The organism is Pseudomonas purpurea, assembly GCF_039908635.1.
In the GTDB taxonomy this organism is placed as follows: domain Bacteria; phylum Pseudomonadota; class Gammaproteobacteria; order Pseudomonadales; family Pseudomonadaceae; genus Aquipseudomonas; species Aquipseudomonas purpurea.
Genome location: NZ_CP150918.1, coordinates 2,652,175 through 2,671,879 on the forward strand (window position 1 = coordinate 2,652,175; position 19,705 = coordinate 2,671,879).

General features: G+C 60.0%; 20 protein-coding genes and 2 pseudogenes. 8 read left to right on the forward strand and 14 right to left on the reverse strand.

The features are described from left to right. Positions 1-163 precede the first annotated feature (163 nt). Complete coding sequence (locus tag AABM54_RS11890) at positions 164-394, reverse strand: hypothetical protein (protein ID WP_347906171.1); 231 nt, start codon at positions 392-394, stop codon at positions 164-166. Between the two features lie 160 nt (positions 395-554). Then, the gene (locus AABM54_RS11895; RefSeq protein WP_347906172.1) at positions 555-746 is read right to left on the reverse strand and encodes a hypothetical protein; all 192 of its coding nucleotides are present in this window, start codon (positions 744-746) and stop codon (positions 555-557) included. 469 nt (positions 747-1,215) lie between these two features. Here AABM54_RS11895 and AABM54_RS11900 point away from each other — a divergent pair, with 469 nt between their 5' ends. The 3 genes from AABM54_RS11900 (at position 1,216) to AABM54_RS11910 (ending at position 3,039) form a co-directional block, all read left to right on the forward strand. Next, entirely contained in the window at positions 1,216-1,686 is a 471-nt protein-coding gene (locus AABM54_RS11900) for a hypothetical protein (RefSeq protein WP_347905759.1), read from the forward strand. Next, on the forward strand, positions 1,686-1,889 hold the full coding sequence (locus AABM54_RS11905) for a hypothetical protein (protein WP_347905761.1): 204 nt from the start codon (positions 1,686-1,688) through the stop codon (positions 1,887-1,889). The genes AABM54_RS11900 and AABM54_RS11905 overlap by 1 nt, the downstream gene beginning before the upstream one ends. Before the next feature lie 133 nt (positions 1,890-2,022). Further along, positions 2,023-3,039 (forward strand): ABC transporter substrate-binding protein, encoded by a 1,017-nt coding sequence (locus AABM54_RS11910; RefSeq protein ID WP_347905763.1) that lies wholly within the window; start codon positions 2,023-2,025, stop codon positions 3,037-3,039. A gap of 51 nt (positions 3,040-3,090) precedes the next feature. Here the strand turns inward: AABM54_RS11910 and AABM54_RS11915 are convergent, their stop codons facing one another. Both AABM54_RS11915 and AABM54_RS11920 read right to left on the reverse strand, forming a co-directional pair. Then, the gene (locus tag AABM54_RS11915; RefSeq protein ID WP_347905765.1) at positions 3,091-5,226 is read right to left on the reverse strand and encodes a TonB-dependent receptor; all 2,136 of its coding nucleotides are present in this window, start codon (positions 5,224-5,226) and stop codon (positions 3,091-3,093) included. Between the two features lie 88 nt (positions 5,227-5,314). Then, positions 5,315-5,701, reverse strand: a complete 387-nt coding sequence (locus AABM54_RS11920) for a DUF2946 domain-containing protein (protein WP_347905767.1) — start codon at positions 5,699-5,701, stop codon at positions 5,315-5,317. Between the two features lie 94 nt (positions 5,702-5,795). On the opposite strand from AABM54_RS11920, the gene AABM54_RS11925 reads away from it, so the two are divergent. Continuing rightward, complete coding sequence (locus AABM54_RS11925; protein ID WP_347905769.1) at positions 5,796-6,233, forward strand: DUF3995 domain-containing protein; 438 nt, start codon at positions 5,796-5,798, stop codon at positions 6,231-6,233. 79 nt (positions 6,234-6,312) lie between these two features. On the opposite strand, the gene AABM54_RS11930 is transcribed toward AABM54_RS11925, so the two are convergent. The 6 genes from AABM54_RS11930 to AABM54_RS11955 are packed head-to-tail and all read right to left on the reverse strand — an operon-like array spanning position 6,313 to position 12,382. Further along, positions 6,313-6,681: a Na+/H+ antiporter subunit G gene (locus tag AABM54_RS11930; protein ID WP_347905771.1), complete on the reverse strand. Its 369-nt coding sequence runs from the start codon at positions 6,679-6,681 to the stop codon at positions 6,313-6,315. Continuing rightward, the gene (locus AABM54_RS11935; protein WP_347905773.1) at positions 6,678-6,956 is read right to left on the reverse strand and encodes a K+/H+ antiporter subunit F; all 279 of its coding nucleotides are present in this window, start codon (positions 6,954-6,956) and stop codon (positions 6,678-6,680) included. Before AABM54_RS11935 ends, AABM54_RS11930 begins: the two co-directional genes overlap by 4 nt. After that, on the reverse strand, positions 6,953-7,441 hold the full coding sequence (locus AABM54_RS11940; protein ID WP_347905775.1) for a Na+/H+ antiporter subunit E: 489 nt from the start codon (positions 7,439-7,441) through the stop codon (positions 6,953-6,955). The genes AABM54_RS11935 and AABM54_RS11940 overlap by 4 nt, the downstream gene beginning before the upstream one ends. Next, positions 7,438-9,123: a monovalent cation/H+ antiporter subunit D gene (locus AABM54_RS11945; protein ID WP_347905777.1), complete on the reverse strand. Its 1,686-nt coding sequence runs from the start codon at positions 9,121-9,123 to the stop codon at positions 7,438-7,440. Before AABM54_RS11945 ends, AABM54_RS11940 begins: the two co-directional genes overlap by 4 nt. Beyond that, complete coding sequence (locus AABM54_RS11950; RefSeq protein WP_008029186.1) at positions 9,120-9,464, reverse strand: Na+/H+ antiporter subunit C; 345 nt, start codon at positions 9,462-9,464, stop codon at positions 9,120-9,122. The genes AABM54_RS11945 and AABM54_RS11950 overlap by 4 nt, the downstream gene beginning before the upstream one ends. Then, positions 9,464-12,382: a monovalent cation/H+ antiporter subunit A gene (locus tag AABM54_RS11955; protein ID WP_347905779.1), complete on the reverse strand. Its 2,919-nt coding sequence runs from the start codon at positions 12,380-12,382 to the stop codon at positions 9,464-9,466. The genes AABM54_RS11950 and AABM54_RS11955 overlap by 1 nt, the downstream gene beginning before the upstream one ends. Before the next feature lie 241 nt (positions 12,383-12,623). Here AABM54_RS11955 and AABM54_RS11960 point away from each other — a divergent pair, with 241 nt between their 5' ends. Beyond that, on the forward strand, positions 12,624-13,097 hold the full coding sequence (locus AABM54_RS11960; RefSeq protein ID WP_347905785.1) for a hypothetical protein: 474 nt from the start codon (positions 12,624-12,626) through the stop codon (positions 13,095-13,097). Between the two features lie 2 nt (positions 13,098-13,099). Here the strand turns inward: AABM54_RS11960 and AABM54_RS11965 are convergent. Beyond that, positions 13,100-13,928, reverse strand: a pseudogene (locus AABM54_RS11965) (DMT family transporter). Between AABM54_RS11965 and AABM54_RS11970 the strand changes: the two are divergent. From AABM54_RS11970 to AABM54_RS11980, 3 genes are all read left to right on the forward strand, one after another. Next, positions 13,816-14,067, forward strand: coding sequence for a hypothetical protein (locus tag AABM54_RS11970; protein ID WP_347906317.1), 252 nt, complete (start codon positions 13,816-13,818; stop codon positions 14,065-14,067). The pseudogene AABM54_RS11965 and the gene AABM54_RS11970 sit on opposite strands and share 113 nt — an antisense overlap. 65 nt (positions 14,068-14,132) lie before the next feature. Continuing rightward, positions 14,133-14,696, forward strand: coding sequence for an XRE family transcriptional regulator (locus AABM54_RS11975; RefSeq protein ID WP_347905787.1), 564 nt, complete (start codon positions 14,133-14,135; stop codon positions 14,694-14,696). Positions 14,697-14,833: 137 nt separating this feature from the next. Next, entirely contained in the window at positions 14,834-16,264 is a 1,431-nt protein-coding gene (locus AABM54_RS11980) for an FAD/NAD(P)-binding protein (protein ID WP_347905789.1), read from the forward strand. Positions 16,265-16,285: 21 nt separating this feature from the next. Here the strand turns inward: AABM54_RS11980 and AABM54_RS11985 are convergent. From AABM54_RS11985 to AABM54_RS11995, 3 genes and pseudogenes are all read right to left on the reverse strand, one after another. Beyond that, positions 16,286-17,402 (reverse strand): annotated as a pseudogene (locus AABM54_RS11985) (Gfo/Idh/MocA family protein). Between the two features lie 195 nt (positions 17,403-17,597). Continuing rightward, a complete protein-coding gene (locus AABM54_RS11990) occupies positions 17,598-18,503 on the reverse strand; it encodes a halovibrin HvnA (protein ID WP_347905791.1) in 906 nt (301 codons plus the stop codon). 421 nt (positions 18,504-18,924) lie between these two features. Beyond that, positions 18,925-19,692 carry an SDR family oxidoreductase gene (locus tag AABM54_RS11995; protein WP_347905793.1) on the reverse strand — a complete coding sequence of 256 codons (768 nt, stop codon included), beginning with the start codon at positions 19,690-19,692 and terminating at the stop codon, positions 18,925-18,927. Positions 19,693-19,705: the final 13 nt, after the last annotated feature.

Below are 19,705 nucleotides of genomic sequence, written 5' to 3' on the forward strand. Positions count from 1 at the left end.
AGGTTCAGGTCGTGCTCGATAGGGTTTTTGGCCCCTGATTGTCTGGCGCCATACACGTGGCATCACGCCGACGTTTCGACCCTGCCGATGCCTGATACAGTGCGGTGGTGGTCATGGAGGTCGCGCGGGGGGAGGCCTCTTCCTTGAAGGCCGGTTACGCCAGTCAGACTTTCAGCGCGCCTTCATCAACGGCCAGTTTCAAGGCCTTGGCGGATTCTTTGGCGGCGGTAGCGGCCACATCGGCTGTTTTGAACCAGCGATCCTTTTCGACCTGGTGATACGTCACGGTGGTCAGCGGTGGTTTGGCGCGCATCACGATGACGGCTTGAAACTCTCCTTCAACTTCTCTGGCTTCACCGTGGATAAAAAATTCGCCAATATCAAATTCCGTCACGTAGCGCCTTCCCTTGAAGATTATTCTGTTGTTTTGAGCGCCGCCGCCCAGAGGGCTGGCTTTCAATGCTCGGGCAGTATGGCAGTTGTTGCCTGCCGGTGGCTGAGTTAAGTCAGCGCACTGACGAAACGAACGCATCGGCAGACAGCGTGAAACGGGTTCAGGTGCTGATCTCAAGGTTTCTGGCAAGAGCACAGGCTTCGTTGTGGTCGCCGCGAAACCCTCTTACCTGGCCTGTCGTGCTGTCCTTGATATGGAAAAACTCCTTCCCGGCCAGAACCACGCGGTAGCGCGGTGGTTCAGGTCGTTGAGGCGACAGTCGTGAAGAATAAAACGTATCGCAAGGCATCATTGGCGGGGTGTTCGTGCAATGGCCTGGCGCAGGTGTAAAGGTTGTCAGCGTGCACATATGAAGTCCTTTTCTGTAGTTCGCTGCGGTTGATCCGTCGCTTTTGAGTAGTCTGATAGAGTGTTGCTGAACTAGAATCACCTCCAGCTGTTGAAGGCTTGTGTTTATCTAAAGCAATTTTTTTCGGTCGATATGTCAGAAAAGTGCTTTTCTAAAAGAGTTTTTTCCCTAAAGTTGATAGTCAATTGTTCTCTGGCCGTTAGAAGGGCGTTTTCCTTCAACATCTGACGACTGCCAGGGAAGACGGGGCGAGCGGCCTTCCATTAGTCTTCTCCTGCCTTGCGATGAATGAGCATCCTGCTCGGTTCAAGGTTTCAGCTTGGGTCATTGTGGCAACACCGTCGGCGTAGCCGTTTTTTTGCTGTCCGTTTTTTTTGCGGGCAACGTCATTTACACATGTGGGGATGTTTCCTTGGCAGTAAGTAATCTCGATATGCACGCATTGTTTGTGTTGGGTGATCTGCGCGCAAAGCTCGTTAAACAGTTTCAGTCGCGCTTTGTGTACATCACCGAACAGACTCCCGAAGGCATTTATGTTGCCGAGATCGATACCGAAACGGCGCTGGTGGTGGATGACAAGCCGCGCCTTGAACTCAAGGTGGGTGATCATCTCCGTGCGGCGGTATTACCCAGCCGTGAAGGCGGCAAGTTCGAAATCAAGTTCCGAGAAATCAAACTGACGGTTTATGGCCTGGGTGACTACGCATTTGTGTCCACCGCCGACGGTCACGCGATTCTGTTCAAGGAAGGTCATAGCGTTGTCACCGTGTTTGCGGCCAACCAACAGTTGCAGGAAGGTCTGACCAAGACCTTGAAAGCCGTCACCGGTAAAGCCGCCAAGTGGCGCAAGGGCGAACTCGTGACCTTCAAGGCCAGCGAATAGTGACCCTTACCCGCGCCGGGTTTCATGAGCAGCATGCCCAGGGCGCCGAGGCAGAAGCCCAACGATTGTTCGCCCAGAAGCCGGTTTTGCAGGGCGCCTGGCTCAATTGGGTGGCGTCGCAGGTCTATATGTTGCGTCCGGCGGAGTACGCCAGCATGGTGCGACGTGAGCTGCAACGATTGCAGGACTCTTCCGAATCTTGATTCTTGAACCTCAAGCGCAGGAACCTCTACTACAGTCAGTGGACTGAGTATCCAGGGGCTCGCGGTCTTTGCCTGAAGGCCATCCTGCTACTTCTGTGAACGCCATAAGGTTCAAGAACGAGGTGCAATAAGCATGAAAGGATTTCGACAGTTACTGGTCGGTTTACTGGTCTCGATGGGTGTCTTGTTGTCACCGCTTCCGGTCTCTGCGGCCACGGCGCCGATTCACTTTGCCGATTTGAACTGGGAAAGCGGCAGCTTGATCACCGACATTTTGCGGATCATTGTCGAAAAAGGTTACGACCTGCCGACCGATACGTTGCCCGGCACCACGATCACTCTGGAAACCGCGCTGGCCAACAATGACATCCAGGTCATTGGCGAGGAATGGGCCGGTCGCAGCCCTGTGTGGGTCAAGGCCGAAGCTGAAGGCAAGGTGGTGAGCCTGGGGGACACGGTCAAAGGGGCGACCGAAGGCTGGTGGGTGCCGGAATATGTGGTCAAGGGCGACCCGGCCAAGGGCATTCAGGCACTGGCGCCGGACTTGCGCAGTGTGTCGGACCTGCCGCGTTACAAGGATGTGTTCAGCGACCCGGAGAGTCCGGGCAAGGGGCGCTTTCTCAACAGCCCGATTGGCTGGACCTCTGAAGTGGTCAACCAGCAAAAACTCAAGGCGTATGGGCTGACGGACAGTTACGTGAACTTTCGCAGCGGCTCGGGCGCCGCGCTGGATGCGGAGATCACCTCGTCGATCCGTCGTGGCAAACCAGTCCTTTTCTACTATTGGTCGCCGACACCCTTGCTGGGCCGGTTCAAGTTGATCCAGCTGGAGGAGCCACCGTTCGACGCCCAAGCCTGGAAGACCCTGACGGATGCCGATAACCCCAACCCGAAACCCAGCCGCTCGCTGCCCTCCAAGCTTTCGATTGGCGTGTCCACGCCGTTCCAGAAGCAGTACCCGCAAATCGTAGCGTTTTTCAGCAAGGTCGACTTGCCCATCGGGCCTTTGAACAAGGCCCTGGCCCAGATGAGTGAGGCGCATACGCCACCGCGTCAGGCTGCCGAAGCGTTCATGAAGGCGCACCCGGACGTGTGGCAGGCCTGGGTGCCCAAGGATGTGGCGGATAAGGTCTTTGCCGAACTGAAATAAGCGGATAGGCAGGCATGCTGTGGCGTGCCTGCTACCGCTTCGTCGCAGCTTTTAAAATCGGCTTTGCACCGCCAGCTCGAATGTTCGCGGGCTGCCCAGGTAGTACGCCGGTGAAACATGGGCAAACTCGGCATACACCTCGTTGGTCAGGTTACGCACCCGGCCAGTGACCGTGGTGTGCTGATCCACCTTGAAGCTCAGGAATGTCCCGAACAAGGTGTACGACGGCACAGTCAGGGTGTTGGCATTGTCCGCGTAGACCGAGGCCACATAACGCGCATCCACCCCACCTTGCAGGCGTGGAGCGAAGTCGTACGTCAGCCACAGGTTGGCGACACGGTCAGGGACGTTGGTGGGTGTATTGCCTTTGCGCGAGATCACCATGCCGGCTGCATTTTTTTCGTTGAAGTCGTCGTATCGGGCATCCACCCAGGCAATGTTGCCTTCGGCCAGGAGCTTGGGCGTGATCTTGAAGGAGCTCGCCAGTTCGATGCCTTTTGAGGTCTGCTGTCCCACCGGGATGCTCTTGGTCGGGTCCTGTAGATCGGTCACGGCGAAGTCACTGCGTTCGATGCGATACGCCGCCACGGTTGCCGAGCCGCGACCGTCGAGGTAGTTGAACTTGCTGCCGATTTCCCATTGCTTGCCTGTCGAGACATCAAAATCCTGAGTGCCGCCCGGTTGTTCAACGGCGGTGCTGTATTGCACGTAGGCATTGGCCGTGGGAATGAACTGCCAGGTCAGGCCGACACGCCCCGTAACCGGTTCCCAACTGCGCTTGAGATGGCGTGGATTGCTGGCGGTCACGGCTCGGTGATTGGTCACGTCCAGGGCGATATCGTCATAGCGCACGCCCGTCAACAGCGACAGGGTCTCGGTGAGCGCCAGGCGGTTTTCGACAAACAGTGCTCGCGTGGTGACCTCATTGGTCTTGTCGCTGACATACCCTGATTTCGTGCCGGGAATGTCGTAAAAGTGCCCCGGCTGATAGTGGTCGGGGTTAACCGAGCTTGCCCCTTTGACGTTCAATGGCGAATTGGTCGTCTGGTTGACCTTGTACTCGAAACCACCGGACCAGGTGCTGTCCAGGCCAAAGAGACGTGTGTCGTGGCTCAGTTCGAACTGGTTGCCGTTCTGTTCGCCCTGATGCCGGACCTGATACGCGGTGGAGCGGTTCACTGCGCTGTTGTCAGCGTTGTACTGGTAGGTTTCCAGGTTGCGGTAATCGCGTTGGCTGTCCAGGTGATACAGGGTGTTGCGCAGGCGGGTGCTGTCGTTGAGGCGGTAGTCGATGATCGAGCGCAGCCACAGTGTGCGCTGTTCATACCGACCGTCCTCGACGTTGTAGTTGTTGAAGCGGTTATGCCTGTCTATCTGCAACTCGCCCGCTTTTGGATTAAGTACTGGGGTGCCCCAGTAAGGACTGTCCTCATGTTCGTCCTGGTACTCCAGCGCCAGGGTGTGTGACAGATCGGGTGTCAGGTCGCTGAGCAGCGAGAACGCGGCACTCCAGGCGTCGCGCTCCTGGCGATCAATGTAGCCATTGCCGGTGTTGTGGCTGACATCCAGCCGCGCATAGTGCTGAACGTCCGAGCTGGCGTCAGTCAGTGCGTGGTTGACGCCGAACGCCGTCTCGGTGGTGTCGTAGCTGCCATAGCTGACCCGGCCTTCGGCCGCCTGCTCCTCGCGGGTGGCCAGTTTGGTGACGTAGTTCAGCGACCCGCCAACCGAGCCCGCACCGTTGATCAAGGACGAAGGTCCGCCGACCAGTTCCACTCGGTCATAGATCCACGCGTCCACCGGCCGTGCGAGGCCACCGGCAACATTGATGCCATTGAACATCTGGGTGATCTGGCTGCTGGTGAAACCACGATAGGACACAAACCCACCGAACCCCGGCGGGGCGCTGGCATTCACGCCGGGCAAGGTATTGGCGGCATCCTGAAAGTTCTGCGCGCTGTGGCGTTCGATGTCGTTGCGGTTGGCCACGGCTACCGACGCGGGTGTTTCGCGCACACTCAATCCAAGGCGTGAAGCCATGCCGCTGGATTGGTCGAGGCTCAGGCCCGCAGTGGATTCCTGTTCACTGGCATCGATGGTGGTCGGCGCCAGGTTGATGGTGGTTTGTGCCCAGGCAGGGGCGCACGCGCAGCCGAAAAGGCCTGCGAGCAGGGAAATATGTTTCATCGGTACATCCTGAAGACTTGGCTAGGAAGTCGCTCACACACGCACGCCACGCGTTGGCGCGGTGAGCAGAGCAAAAAAGGCGAAGGGCTTAAGCGACAGGAGGTGCGCGAGGGTTGGCCGACGGCCAGGTGAAGCGTGCAGGGATTTCAGCGTTGGAAACGGTCGCCGGTGGCAGGCTGTGTTGTTGCGCAAGCACCGCCAGGGTCAGGCTGGAGTTGAGCGCCGGGCCCATGCCGCCGGTGGAACACAGCGGACAGCCGAATGCCTTGGACAGGGTCGGCAGTTTCTCTTCCGTCGGACTTGATTGCGCAGGGGCCTGGGTTGCCGGGTCGACGGTACAGAACTGGCCGCCGATGCCGTTGAGCTGCATGCCGACCATTTGCCCGTGACCGAGGCTGCAGGCGAATACATTGAACAGGACGCAGCAATAGAGCATCCAGGCAATGAGCGAGCGGTCGGTTCGGGCGAGTTTCATGGGGCGGCACTTTAACATTACCCATGAAAAACATACTTACAAAAAATCTGTTCCAGGTCCATTCTTCTGCTTTCCAAATCAAGGAGGTCTGGTCATGACGTGGGTGGTTTCTCAAGGGATTGTTGTGTTTTTTGTGCTGATCAGCCTGGTTCATGTGTATTGGGCGGCTGGTGGCCAATGGGCCATCGAAGCGGTGGTGCCGCAGGTGAAGGGCGGTGAAGACGGGGCTTTGCGGCCCGCGTTCAAACCGTCAGCGCTGGCTACTTCGGCGGTTGCCGTGGCGTTGCTGGTGATTGCCGGGTTGGTGAGTCTGCGGGCCGGGTTGTTTATGGCGCCGATCAGGCATTGGGCGTTGCAGTGGTTGATCAGCGCGATTGCGATGCTGATGTTCGCCCGGGCAATCGGCGATTCCAATCAGGTGGGGTTCTTCAAGGAGAAGGTCGCGTCGACGTTTGCCCGTCTCGATACCTTGGTCTACTCACCGCTGTGCCTGATACTGGGGGCTGGATTACTGGTCATTGCCTGGGTCTGAAAAGCATCGTCGGCTCGCCGTCTGGACAGGCCCGCTCCGGGCGGCGAGCTGGCGATGAGGCCAGCCAGCCCTTTCGAATTCAGCTTCCGCTTTCAGTCCGCCGACTGCTGACTTCGGCTGGCACGTCATCGCCGGCCATGCGCTTGCGGAACAGCGCCGCCCGCGCCAGCAGCAACGTGGTCACAGGCATGGTGATCGACAGCAGCACCGGAATCAGCCAGGCGTGTATGACCGGCGACGATTTGAGTGCCGAAAAATAGATGATCGAGGCCAGCGCCACGCACCAGGCCCCCAGGGTCGAGGCCAATGCGGGCGGGTGCATGCGCTGGAAAAAATCCTTCATGCGCAGCATGCCCACTGCACCGATCAAGGCAAATAGGCTGCTGATCACCAGCAGCACCGCCACCAGTATTTCCGCCCACAGCGGCAAATTATCCATCGCGTTCATTCAATCACCTCGCCACGCAGCAGGAATTTCGCCAGGGCAAACGAGCCGACGAAGCCAAACAGCGCGATCAGCAGCGCCGCTTCAAAGTACGTGTCACTGGCATAACGGATTCCCAGCACCAGCATCATCAGCATGGCGAGGATGTACAGGTAGTCCAGCGCCAGAACCCGGTCCTGTGCCGACGGCCCTTTGAACAGGCGAATCAGGGTCAGGACCATGGCCACGGAAAACAGGAACAGGCTGAACACAATGGCGTTCGAGAGTAGGGCACTCATTCGAAAATCTCCATCAAGGGGCGCTCGTACGTCGTCTTGAAGTGCTCGATAAACTGCGCCTCGTCATCCAGGTCGAATACATGCAGCAGCAGAATGCTGCGATCCAGCGCCAGTTCCGACCACACGGTGCCGGGAACCACGGTGGTAATCATCGACAGCGCTGCGAGGCCGTTGGCATCGCGCAGGTCCAGCGGTACTTTGATGAACTGTGAGCGCGGCGGGCAGCGACGGGCGTTCAGCACGCCCCAGGCGACCAGAATGTTCGACACCAGCACATCCCGACCCACCAGGAAAAACAGCCGCACAATGATGCCGGGGCGACGAATGCGGATCGGCAACGGTCGCAGCTTGCGCATCATCAATGGCGCACAGAACCCCAGCAGCGCGCCGAGCAACAGGTTGCCAGGGCTGACCGACAGGTTCAGCACCAGCCACAACAGCCAGAGCGCCAGCGACAGCCAGGGTGCAGGGAACAGGCGTTTCATGGTTGCACCTCCTGCAGGGCGGTTTTGGCTTCAGGGCTAGGCACCGCGCGAGTGCCGAGCACGGCCATGACGTACTGTTTCGGGTCGTTCAAGGTGTCGGCGGCGGCCTGGGTATAACGCAGCAGCGGTTCGGCCTTGAAGGTCAGCAGAATGCTCAGGCCCAGCAGGGCGATGATGGGAATGCATTCGAAGCGCCGCAGCACAGGCGACGGGCGCTCCGCTGGCGTCCAGAAGCGCTGGATGCCCAGGCGCGAGAAGGCGATCAGCGACGCCAGCCCCGAGAGAATCAGCAGGGCGAGCAGTCCCCAGGCAGCGTTCGAGATCGGTTCGGGGTTGTCATTGCCCAGGCCCAGCGGGTTGAGCAGGGCGCTGAGCAGGCTCAGCTTGCCGATAAACCCTGACAACGGCGGCATGCCGATAATCAGCAGCGCACAGGCAATGAAGCTCAAACCGAGGAACGCCATGGTCCAGGGAATCACCTGGCCGACCACGGCTTTCTGGTCGTCATCCAGGTTGATGCCTTTGGTGGGCTGAGTGGATTCGAGCGGTCGCGGCAGGGCTTCGATTTCATCGTCCAGCGGCGCCTCGTTGACCGAGTGCGAGCGCTCGATCAACTCCGCCAGCAAGAACAGTGCGCTCAGGGCCAGGGTCGAACTGACCAGGTAGAACAGCGCCGCGCCGATCAGGTTGGGCTGCGCAAAACCGATGGCCGACAACAGAATCCCGGCCGAGACCAGAATGCTCAGGCTGGCCATGCGCTCCAGCCGCTGGGCCGCGAGTATCGCCAGCCCGGCGCAGACAATCGTGGCCATGCCGCCGTAGGTCAGCCATTCACCGCCAAAGTAGGCCGATGCACCGGCCTGGCCGGAGAACAGCAGCGTCCACAGGCGCAGCAAGGTGTAGACGCCGACCTTGGTCATGATCGCGAACATCGCCGCCACCGGCGCACTGGCCGCGGAGTAGGCTGGCACCAGCCAGAAGTTCAGCGGCCACATGCCAGCCTTGGCCAGGAACGCCACGGCCAGAATCGCCGCACCAGCGTGCAACAAGCCGCGGTCGGCTTCTGGCACCAGTGGAATCTTCAGCGCCAGGTCCGCCATGTTCAGGGTGCCCGTGACGCCATAGATCAGCGCCGCGCCAATCAGGAATAACGAAGACGCCAGCAGGTTGATGGAAATGTAGTGCAGGCCCGCCGACACCCGCGCCCGACCCGAACCGTGCAGCATCAAGCCATAGGACGCCGCGAGCAGCACTTCGAAGAACACGAACAGGTTGAACAGGTCCGCCGTCAGGAAGGCCCCGTAGAGGCCCATCAGCTGAATCTGGAACAGCGCGTGGAAACTTGCGCCGGCACGGTCCCAGCGGGCCATGGCGAAGAGCAGGGCGCTCACGCCGATGATGCCGGTGAGCACCAGCATCAGCGCCGACAAGCGATCGACCACCAGGACGATACCGAACGGTACTTGCCAGTTGCCCGGCAGGTACACGCCGATGGAGCCCGGCACGTCGGTTTGCTGGGTCCATTGCAGCAGCAACACGGCAATGCCCAGGCCCACGAGACTGGAAAACAGATTGATCCGGGCTTTGAGCGGACGATGCTTCTCGCCCAGCATCAGCATCAGCGCGGCGGTCAGCAGCGGCAGCAGGATCGGTGCGGCAATCAAATGAGGCATCAAGGTCATTCTTTAGGCTCCCGGCCATCCACATGGTCGGTGCCGGTCAGGCCCCGGGAGGCCAGCAGTACCACGAGAAACAACGCCGTCATGGCGAAGCTGATGACGATAGCCGTCAGCACCAGCGCCTGGGGCAGCGGGTCGGTGTAATGCAGCAAGTCCTGCGGCACACCGTCCTTGATGTTCGGTTCTTTGCCGATGAACAGGCTGCCCATGCTGAAGATGAACAGGTTGACCCCATAGGACAGCAGGCACAGGCCCATCACCACCTGAAAGGTCCGGGGGCGCAGCACCAGCCAGACCCCGGAGGCCGCCAGTACGCCGATGGCAATTGCGATGACTTCTTCCATCAGGCGGCTCCTGGCTTGGCAATGGGTTTGGGTTGGTAGCCCGGCTTGTGGCCACGCACCGACTGGTGAGCCAGGGCGGTGAGGATCAGCAAGGTCGAGCCGACGACCACGCCGTACACGCCGACGTCGAAGAACAAGGCACTGGCGATATGAATGTCACCCAGCACCGGCAGTGTGAAGTGCCAGGTGTGGGTGGTCAGGAACGGATAGCCGGCCGCCATTGCACCGAGGCCGGTTACGGTGGCGAAGAACAACCCGATGCCCATCCAGCGCAACGGCCGAAGGCTCATCTGCGCCTCGACCCATTGGGTGCCGGCCACCATGTATTGCAGGATGAACGCCACGGACATCACCAGCCCGGCGACAAAGCCGCCACCCGGCTGGTTGTGTCCGCGCATGAAGAGGTAGAACGACACCACCAGCGCAATCGGCAGCAGCAGCCGCACGAGCACAGCCGGGACCATCATGAAGCCCAGCGCGGTGTCGCTGGCCTGACGCGGGTTGACCAGATCGGTGACCACGTCCGGCGCCAGCAAGCGCTGTTGCGCCGGCAGTTGCATGCTTTCTTTCGGTGGGCGGAAGCGTCGCAGCAGGGCGAACACTGCGAGGGCTACGGCCACCAGCACAGTGATTTCGCCGAGGGTGTCGAAGCCACGGAAATCCACCAGCATCACGTTGACCACGTTGCTGCCGCCCCCCTCGGGCAAGGCGCGGCTGAGGTAGAACGAGGAGATGAAGTTGGGCGTCTGGCGCGTCAGCATGGCGTAGGACAGCACGGCCATGCCGACACCGACGGCAATCGACAGCAGCAAGTCGCGCAGACGGCGGACCCGGGCTTTCGGCACGCTGCTGGGCAGCGGCGAGACGTCTTCGATCCGGCGCGGCAGCCAGCGTAAACCGAGCAGGATCAACACCGTGGTCACGACTTCAACCACCAGTTGCGTCAGCGCCAGGTCGGGGGCCGAGAACCAGACGAATGTCACGCAGGTCATCAACCCGCAGACGCTGACCATGGTCAGGGCCGCGAGCCGGTGGTACTTGGCCTGCCAGGCGGCGCCCAGTGCACAGGCAATTGCCAGCAGCCACAGGGTGACGAAGACGATAGAGCCCGGAATCTTCGGCCGGTCGCCCCACGTCAGGCTGCTGTGAAGCATCGGAATCAGCCCGGCGAGGACCGCCAGCAGCACCAGCAGGAACAATTGGGTTTGCAGGCGTTGGGTGGTGACTCGCCGTTCAATGCGCCGGGCTGCACGCATCATGACCACCAGGCTGCGCTCGAACAGGCGTTTGCCGTTGAAGCGGCCGATGAGCGGCGGGTACTTGAAACGCCCGCGCTTGAGCTGATTGCGCAACAGCAGGTAAAGCAGAATGCCGCAGGACATGGCGATCAGGCTCATGATCATCGGCGCGTTCCAGCCGTGCCAGATGGCCAGGCTGTACTCGGGCAGGGTTCCGCCCACCACGGGCAACGCCGCTGCGGCGAGCAGCGGGCCCACCACTTGGGCCGGGAAAATCCCCACCACCAGACAGGTGAACACCAGCAACTCAACCGGCGCACGCATCCAGCGTGGTGGTTCGTGCGGGGTGTGGGGCAGGTCGGTGGCGGTGGGGCCGAAGAACACATCCACGGTGAACCGCAGGGAGTACGCGACGCTGAAGGTGCCAGCGATGGTCGCCACGATCGGCAGGCTCATTTCGACCCAGGCGGTGGCATTGATGAACACGGTTTCGGCGAAGAACATTTCCTTGGACAGGAAGCCGTTGAGCAGCGGCACGCCCGCCATCGAGGCGCTGGCCACCATGGCCAGGGTCGCGGTGAAGGGGATCAGTTTGATCAGGCCACTGAGTTTGCGAATGTCGCGGGTGCCGCTTTCGTGGTCGATGATCCCGGCGGCCATGAACAGCGACGCCTTGAAGGTGGCGTGGTTGAGAATGTGGAACACCGCTGCCACGGCGGCCAGTGGGCTGTTCAGCCCCAGCAGCAGGGTGATCAGGCCCAGATGGCTGATGGTCGAGTACGCGAGCAGGCCCTTGAGGTCGTTCTGGAACATCGCGCAATACGCGCCGAGCAACAGCGTACAGGCGCCAGCACCGCTGACGATGTAGAACCATTCTTCACTGCCGGACAACGACGGCCATAACCGGGCCAAAAGAAACACGCCTGCCTTGACCATGGTGGCCGAGTGCAAATAGGCCGAGACCGGTGTCGGTGCGGCCATGGCGTGGGGAAGCCAGAAATGAAAGGGGAATTGGGCGCTTTTGCTCAGGGCGCCGATCAGGATCAGGGGTAACAAAATGGGGTAGAGGGAGTGGGCGCGAATCAGATCGCCGGCGGCCAGGACCTTGTCCAGGTCATAGCTGCCGACGACATGGCCAAGCAGCATGACCCCCGCCAGCAGGCACAACCCCCCGGCACCCGTGACCATCAGCGCCATGTAGGCACCACGGCGGGCATCGGCGCGGTGGTGCCAGTAGCCGATCAACAGGAACGAGAAGAGGCTGGTCAGCTCCCAGAAAAACACCATTTGAATCAGGTTGCCGGAGATCACCAGCCCGAGCATGGCCCCCATGAACGCCAGGAAAAACGCGAAGAAGCGCGGCACCGGATCTTCCGGTGACATGTAATACCGTGCGTACAGCGACACCAGCGTGCCGATGCCCAGCACCAGCATCGAGAACAACCAGGCGAACCCGTCCATGCGCAGGACGAAGTTCAGGCCCAGGCTCGGTAGCCAGAGGAACTCTTCACGAATGACGCCGCCATGGGCGATTTGCGGGTACAGCAGGGCCACCTGGACGGTGCCGATCAATGCGACCAGGCCCGCCAACAAGGATTCGGTGTTACGCGCGTTGTGCGGCAGCAAGGCCGCCAGACAGCTGCCAATGAATGGCAGAAGCAGTAGAACTATCAGGGACATAGGCTTCTAATCTGCGGAAGTTTGTGAAGGATCATACGTGCCGGACCCCGGATCACCAACCGTCAAGCTGTGGCAGGATCCTACAAGGTAGGTGGAAAACTCCTGTTTATCCTTGTTTCCTGGGAATGGATTCACAGGAGCTGGTGCGGTCAAGACCCCGTTCAACCGCCTCTGGAAGTGGTATTTTGACGCCCGCCAAAAACGCAGGCCAAACGTGAAGGGAATACAGCGATGCACTTTTATGGATAAAACAGCCCTCAGTAAAAAACTCGCCTACCTGTTCATGGGCGTGGTGTGTGGCCTCTTGCTGGGCGCCGCCCTGATGTTGTTCAACGGTCCTTCAAAGATCTGGGGGCGGACAATGCTCAAGACTCAGGAGCCGTTCGTGATCGAAAGCCCCGATAACGATGGGCGTGATTACAGGTTGCCTGCGGGCACAGTGCTCTATCACGACCAGAACTATGCAGAGGGATTCACCCGGTACATCGTTTACTTCAACTATAAAGGCCCCATCGCGCATGACGAGGTGCCGATGGAGCCCAAGTATGGTGGCGTGCTGATCGCGCCATTGTGGTTGTCAGACGTTGAGGGGCCGGACGCTGCAGCAAACGTCCGGCGCCCGGCGATTTCCCGGGCCGATGTGGCGGCGGCGGTAAAGTCCGGAGAGATTACCCGCAAGGATCTGCAAGAGATTCTGCGTACTTCGGCACGGTGAACTCAGTCGTTCGAATCAACGGGCTCGCGCAGGGGGGCCTCTTGCGGCGCGGTATCGTTCTTGCCCTTGGTTTTCAGTTCGCTGACGATCACCGCCGCGACAATCAAGGCTGCGCCGAACAGCGCAAGCGCCGGCAAGCGTTCACCCGCGAGACGCCCGGCGATGCCCGCCCAGACCGGTTCGCCGGCATAAATCAGGGTGGCGCGGGTCGGTGAAACGCTTTTTTGCGCCCAGTTCATCGCCACCTGAATCGCCGCACTGGCGGCCCCCAGGCCCACGGCGCTGAACAGCAGCAACCAGGAAAATCCGGGAATCGTTTCCTGGGTCGGCACCACCATCAAAAATGCCAGCACTGAGGTGACCGCCAATTGCACGACGGTCACCCGGCGCACGTCGACCTGGCCGGCATACGTGCTGATCAAAATGATTTCGGCGGCGATGGCGACGGCACTGATCAGCGTGGCGATTTCGCCGGGGCTGAAATTCAGCGAGGCCCCGGCAGGTCCGGAGAGCATCATCAGCCCGGTAAACGCCAGCATGATGCCGATGCTCGGCATCAACCCAGGGCGCTTGCCCATGATCAACCATTGCAGCAGGGGCACGAAGGGCACGTACACCGCGGTAATGAATGCGGACTGACTGCTGGGAATGGTCTGCAAACCGACCGTCTGCAAACCGTAGCCGAGCATGATCGCCACGCCAATGAAGGCGCCGGCCCTTGAGTTCGAACAAGGTCAGGTCCCGCAGGCTGCGCCAGGAGAACAGCGCGACGATGCTGGCGGCGGCAGCAAAGCGCAGGCCGACGAAGAACATCGGCCCGCTGACCGTCATTGCATGTTGCACCAACAAAAATGTCCCGCCCCAGACCATGGTGATCAGCACCAGCACGCATTCAGCCTTGCTGAGCCGTGAAAACCGGGAGGACGGCTGGGAAGTGTTCGACGACGTCATGACCTTGCGCACTACCTGAGTGGGACGCACAATGCGCCCGAAGTTGGGCAGTATACTGCCCAACGTCACCCAGTGAGCAATATAGTGCACAACGATTCAACACAACGGGCGTCCGTCCTGCAACACGTCAGCCAGAATGTCCGCCGATTGCGGCATCTCTCCGGGCTGAGCCAGACCGCCCTGGCAGAAAAATCCGGGGTCAGCCGGCGGATGCTGGTGGCCATCGAGGCCGGTGAAAAGAACGTCAGCCTGACCACCCTCGACCGCGTGGCCGAGGCGTTGGAGGTGGCGTTCAGCGACTTGATCCAGGCCCCCGACGCGCGTGACCCGAGCCGCATCAACGAACTGGCCTGGGCCGGCCTGATCCCCGGCAGCAAAGCCGTTTTGCTGGCCAAGGCCAATGCCAGCCGCGAAGTCGAACTGTGGGAGTGGCGGTTGGAGCCGGGCGAGGAATACCTCTCTGAAGCCGATGCCGATGGCTGGAGCGAGCAGCTCTATGTCTTTGAAGGGGGCTTGACGCTGGTGATCGGTGAAGAGCGACGGCTGATCGCGCAAGGGGAGTTCGTCAGCTTCGCCAGCAATCGCCGTCATGCCTATCGTAATGAAGGCGCCGTGGCGGTGCGGTTTGTGCGCAATGTGGTGATTTGAGCGAAGCACCGGTGCTTCCAGCACGCATCTCTGCCTACGGCTTTCAGCCGGCGACGATGGCGACCTGATGCTACATTCCGTGTGCATGGAAGCCGCGATTTCTTTCTATCCCGGTAGCGCTGATCGGTGAACACAGCATGATTTCAACCTCTGACGGGCAAGACCGTGACGTTCTGCGCAACGCCGATGTGCTGATTGTCGGCGGCGGCTTGAGCGGCACGTTGCTGGCGGCGCAGCTGTTGCGGTTGCCTGGCGAGCGTCGGGTACTGGTGATCGAACCGCGTGCCGAGTTGGGTCGGGGCGAGGCCTACAGCGCCGTCGAGCTCGGCCACACGCTGAATGGCAACGCGGCGCGCATGAGCGTTGACCCGGACAATCCGGATGACCTGACTCAATGGCTGGCTGCATTTATCGCCCAGGGCGGTTGGCCGGAGTCGGATCAGCAGTCGGTGCCGGTGGCCGAGCTGTTCCCGCCGCGCGGAATTTTCGGTTTGTATGTGCAACAACGCCTGGCCGAGGCCCGGGTGGTGGGCGCGCCTCAGGGGGCAAGCGTCGAACACGTGCGGGGCGAGGTGGTCGACCTGCAAACCGAGGCGCAATCGGCGTTGCTGACATTGAGCGACGGCACCCGGCTGCGGGGGCGTGTCGCGGTGCTCGCCACCGGCCTGTTTCCTGCTGCGCGCACGCCACAAACCGAGTCCAGTGGCCTGAACGCGGCAGCGCTCGACCCTTGGGATGTGGCGGCGATGACGCAGCTTGATCCGCAGTCGACGGTATTGATCATCGGCTCGGGGCTGACCATGGTCGATGCCGTGGTTTCGCTGGAGCAGGCCGGGCATCGTGGGCCGATAGAGGTGTTCTCCCGTCACGGCTTGCTTCCCCATGTCCGCCGCCAACCGCCGGTGTGGGATGACTTTCTGGAACAGGACCACGCTATTCGCAGCCCTCGGCAGTTGGTTCGGGAAGTACGGCGTCAGTGTCGTGCGGCGATGGCCCAAGGTATCGACTGGCAAGCGCCATTGGATACGGTGCGCGCCCATATCGCCCGCTTGTGGAGCCAGGCGACGGATAGACAGCGGCGTCAGTTTGTGCGCCACGTACGGCCGTGGTGGGAGAGTCATCATCACCGTTCGCCACCCTTGAGCGCCGCCTTGGTGGCGCGTTTGCACAGCGAGGGGCGACTGCGGATCCAGGTCGCTTCCTTCAAAGGTCTGGCACTCTCGTTGGATGGCCGTGTGAGTGTTTGCATCCGGCGTCGCGGCGAAACCGAAGTGACGCAGGTATCTGGCGATGGGTTGATCAACTCCAGCGGTATCGAATATGACTGGCGTCGCGTCGCCCGACCGTTACCGCAGCAGTTGTTGGCGCGCGGGCTGGTTCAGCCGGGGCCGTTGGCGCTGGGGATCGCGGCAGATGCGGGTGGTGCGGTGCTGGATGCTGAAGGCCAAGTCTCAAATCGGCTGTTCGCCATGGGCCCGCCGTTGCGCGGGATGTGGTGGGAGAGCACGGCGGTGACCGATGTAGCGAGCCAAGCCAAGGCCCTGGCGCAGCGCTTGGTGCTCGGGTGATCGGTCCCGCCGACGAGCGTGTCAGATCTCTTCGATCCTGACCCAGCGTTGTTCCTGCGCCGCCATTCGGATCGCCGCCGCCAGTCGTTCCACTTCCCAGGGCCTGCTCGAAGTCAGTGCCGTCCCGGCCTTGCCCGGCCAGCGCCATGATCAGGGCGTGTACCTCCAGTGTTTTCAGTTCGTTGTAGCCCAGTTGATGGCCCGGTGCAGGGCTGAACGCGGCGTATCCGGGCAGGTTCGGCCCGGCCAGTATCCGCTGGAACCCGTCCTGGCCGGCGCGGTACAGGCGTAATTCGTTCAGACGCTCCTGATCGAACGCCAGGGTGCCGAGGGTGCCGCTGATCTCGAAGGCCAGGTGATTTTTGTAACCTTGCTTGAGCCAACTGCTGCTGACGGTGCCGCGGGCGCCGTTGGCAAAACGCAGGAGGGCGTGAACCTGATCGTCGACGGCAATCTCGCGTCGTTCCTGGCTGCCCGCCGTCGCGGGCCGCTGCCGGTGGACGGTCTGGCTATCGGCACACACGGCCTGAACATCGCCCACCAGATAACGCGCCATGGCCAGCAAATGGCTGCCCAGGTCCGCCAGGGCGCCGCCCGCCTGCGAGGCTTCGCACCGCCACGACCACGGCGACATCGGATCGGCCATGAAGTCTTCGCTGAACTCACCTTGAAAACTGATGATCTCGCCAAGGTCACCGTTGTGGATCAACTCACGAGCCAGCGTGATGATCGGGTTGTGCTGATAGTTGTAGCCCACCCGGGTGACGACGCCTGCCGCCTTCGCCGCCAAGCGCATGGCACTGGCCTGTTCGAGGCTGACGGCCAGGGGCTTTTCGCAATACACCGGTTTGCCTGCCGCCAGGGCCGCCATGGCCATGGGGTAGTGCAGGTGGTTGGGGGTGGTGATGGCGATCAATTGCACCTTGGGATTATCAATCAGCTGTTGCCAGTCGTTGTGGGTCTGTTCAAAGCCCCAGGCATTGGCGCAGTGAAGGGCGCGTTGCGGGTCGGCATCGGCGAGGGCCGTCAGGCGCACTGTGAAAGGCAGGTTGAACACTGCGCTGACGTTCCGAAAGGCCAAGGCATGGGCGCGCCCCATGAAGCCTGTACCGATGAGTACGATTCCGAGTGCTTGCATGATGGGGCCTCTGGCGTGGGTGTGGTCAGGAGGCTTACTTATGGAATATAAATTCATTTTAATCAATTTGTGGAATAAATATTCTTTATTCGGGGTTCAAAGATTTTCGGCAATCGGCATCAGGCCACTGCCCGACTGAATGGGCCGTCGGTGGTCGACGGCCCTTTGTGAATGCTTTGAGCTGAATGCAGTGCTTTAGTGGCCGGACACACCGTTCAGTGTGAGTTGATCAGAGGGCAGGTAAGTGAATGTCGCATCCTCCGAGGGGGATCGGGGCAAGGTGACGTTCAGGACTGGAACGAACCGTCCCGTTTCGGCATGGAATGCCTTTTGATCTTTTTGTGCGGCGTCAAGGCCACCTTCAATGTAAAAGAACGACATGACCGGAAATGCTTTTCCAAGGCCATTTGCCCATGTGGCGAGGCGCAATTCGTTATTGCTCTTTCCTAGAAGACCAAAACTTTCATCCTGTATGTATTGCATCGCCCGCAGGGTTTCAATGAACTCTTTTGCTGCGGGGCCGGTTGGGTTGGTGATGATGTCGAAAGAACATTGGCGATGATGTGACTTGTTATTTTTGACATAAAGGGCATACCACTGTTCGGCGGTGGTGATTCCTTGCTGTTGGCAACTGCTTTCAAATTCAGGGGTCAGGTTGGAGTCGTCGCACCCTAATACTTGCCGCTCATCAGTGCCGCCATCAATTGGGAACGCACAAATAACTTGTGTGCGACTCATTCCAGCAGGCATTTGATAATCCGGGTAGCGGATGAAGCCGTTGCGACCTCCCCCCGCCATTTCGTTGAACTTCGAGTCGGCCCTGAGGTAAGAGAACGATACTCCGCCGGAAGCTTTGGATTTTGGGCTTGGTTCCCACGAACGATAGGCATCCGAATAACGCGTGGACCTGATGATGACGCCTGAACAGGCGAAAGCCGGTTGTGCGTAGCCACGGCAGGAGTCACGGGTATCCGCATAGTTTGCGCTGACCTGTGCCCCGATCTTTGCGCCGTATTCATCATTGTTTGCGTAAAGATGTCCACTGAAGCCGGTTGTTATCAGGCAGGCCATGGTTAAAGAAAGTTTGAGTCGTAAGTTCATGAGTATGTTTCCGATTATATAAATGGCATGCGCGCTATTTCCTTTGTTTTTCGGGGTGGGAAGTGTTGGCGCATGAGTGTGGCGCAGCAAGTGGATTAATGATATTGGGTTGTTGAAGTGTCTGGCTGCGGGTTTGAGGCTAACGGGTTTTGTTGTAAGTAGTGCGGAGAATGCGCTTCTAAATGTTTAACTTAGTGCGAATGTGGTGCGGCAGTGATTGTTCTTACAGTTTTGGGGCTGGGCTGGAATGTTTCGATGCTTGTTTGAAGGGAGTGAATCAACTTGGCTGAATGACAGTGTCACGCTTATTACCTGAAGCAAAAATGCCTTGCCCGGTTGAGGGCAAGGCATTTTTGGTGTGCTGCTTATTGTCGCTACAGGTGTCGCTCAATAAAGGTCGATCACCCTTGAATGTCGGGTTTCAAGACAAGAACCCCCCATCCACATTCAACGAAACCCCGGTCGTATAACTCGACGCATCACTGGCCAAATACAACACCGCGCCGGCCATTTCGCTCGGATCAGCCACACGCTTGAGCGGAATCTGTTGCAGCGCGGTCTTCAAAATAGCGTCGTTCTTCACCAATGCCGAAGCAAACTTGGTGTCGGTCAGCCCTGGCAACAGGGCGTTGCAACGGATGCCGAATGGCGCGCATTCCTTGGCGAACACTTTGGTCATGTTGATCACCGCCGCTTTTGTCACCGAGTAGATGCCCTGGAACACACCCGGTGAGACGCCGTTGATCGAGGCGACGTTGATGATGCTGCCACCGCCGTGCTCGCGCATCAGCTTGCCGGCTTCCACCGACATGAAGAAATACCCGCGAATGTTGACGTCGACGGTTTTCTGGAAGGCGCTGAGGTCGGTGTCCAGCACATTACAGAACTGCGGGTTGGTGGCGGCGTTGTTGACCAGGATGTCCAGGCGCCCGAACTGTTCGCGAATGCCGGCGAAGACCTGGCTGATCTGTTCCATTTCACCGATGTGGCAAGCGACGGCGGTGGCTTTGCCGCCATCGGCGATGATCGCGTCGGCCACGTGCTGGCAGCCTTCGAGTTTGCGGCTTGAGACGATCACATGGGCGCCTTGTTGGGCCAGCAGTTTGGCGATGGCTTCACCAATGCCACGGCTGGCGCCGGAAACGAAAGCGATTTTGCCGTCGAGGTCGAACAACTGAGTCTTGGACATGGTGTTTCCTTGT

Coding starts and splice junctions, on each gene's coding strand:
- AABM54_RS11940 (WP_347905775.1), bottom strand. CDS start 7,441: ATGAAACGCCTGTTCCCTGCACCCTGGCTGTCGCTGGCGCTCTGGCTG.
- AABM54_RS11955 (WP_347905779.1), bottom strand. CDS start 12,382: ATGTCCCTGATAGTTCTACTGCTTCTGCCATTCATTGGCAGCTGTCTG.
- AABM54_RS11915 (WP_347905765.1), bottom strand. CDS start 5,226: ATGAAACATATTTCCCTGCTCGCAGGCCTTTTCGGCTGCGCGTGCGCC.
- AABM54_RS11980 (WP_347905789.1), top strand. CDS start 14,834: ATGATTTCAACCTCTGACGGGCAAGACCGTGACGTTCTGCGCAACGCC.
- AABM54_RS11895 (WP_347906172.1), bottom strand. CDS start 746: ATGATGCCTTGCGATACGTTTTATTCTTCACGACTGTCGCCTCAACGA.
- AABM54_RS11925 (WP_347905769.1), top strand. CDS start 5,796: ATGACGTGGGTGGTTTCTCAAGGGATTGTTGTGTTTTTTGTGCTGATC.
- AABM54_RS11920 (WP_347905767.1), bottom strand. CDS start 5,701: ATGAAACTCGCCCGAACCGACCGCTCGCTCATTGCCTGGATGCTCTAT.
- AABM54_RS11990 (WP_347905791.1), bottom strand. CDS start 18,503: ATGAACTTACGACTCAAACTTTCTTTAACCATGGCCTGCCTGATAACA.
- AABM54_RS11950 (WP_008029186.1), bottom strand. CDS start 9,464: ATGGAAGAAGTCATCGCAATTGCCATCGGCGTACTGGCGGCCTCCGGG.
- AABM54_RS11930 (WP_347905771.1), bottom strand. CDS start 6,681: ATGAACGCGATGGATAATTTGCCGCTGTGGGCGGAAATACTGGTGGCG.
- AABM54_RS11960 (WP_347905785.1), top strand. CDS start 12,624: ATGGATAAAACAGCCCTCAGTAAAAAACTCGCCTACCTGTTCATGGGC.
- AABM54_RS11945 (WP_347905777.1), bottom strand. CDS start 9,123: ATGACCTTGATGCCTCATTTGATTGCCGCACCGATCCTGCTGCCGCTG.
- AABM54_RS11995 (WP_347905793.1), bottom strand. CDS start 19,692: ATGTCCAAGACTCAGTTGTTCGACCTCGACGGCAAAATCGCTTTCGTT.
- AABM54_RS11910 (WP_347905763.1), top strand. CDS start 2,023: ATGAAAGGATTTCGACAGTTACTGGTCGGTTTACTGGTCTCGATGGGT.
- AABM54_RS11935 (WP_347905773.1), bottom strand. CDS start 6,956: ATGAGTGCCCTACTCTCGAACGCCATTGTGTTCAGCCTGTTCCTGTTT.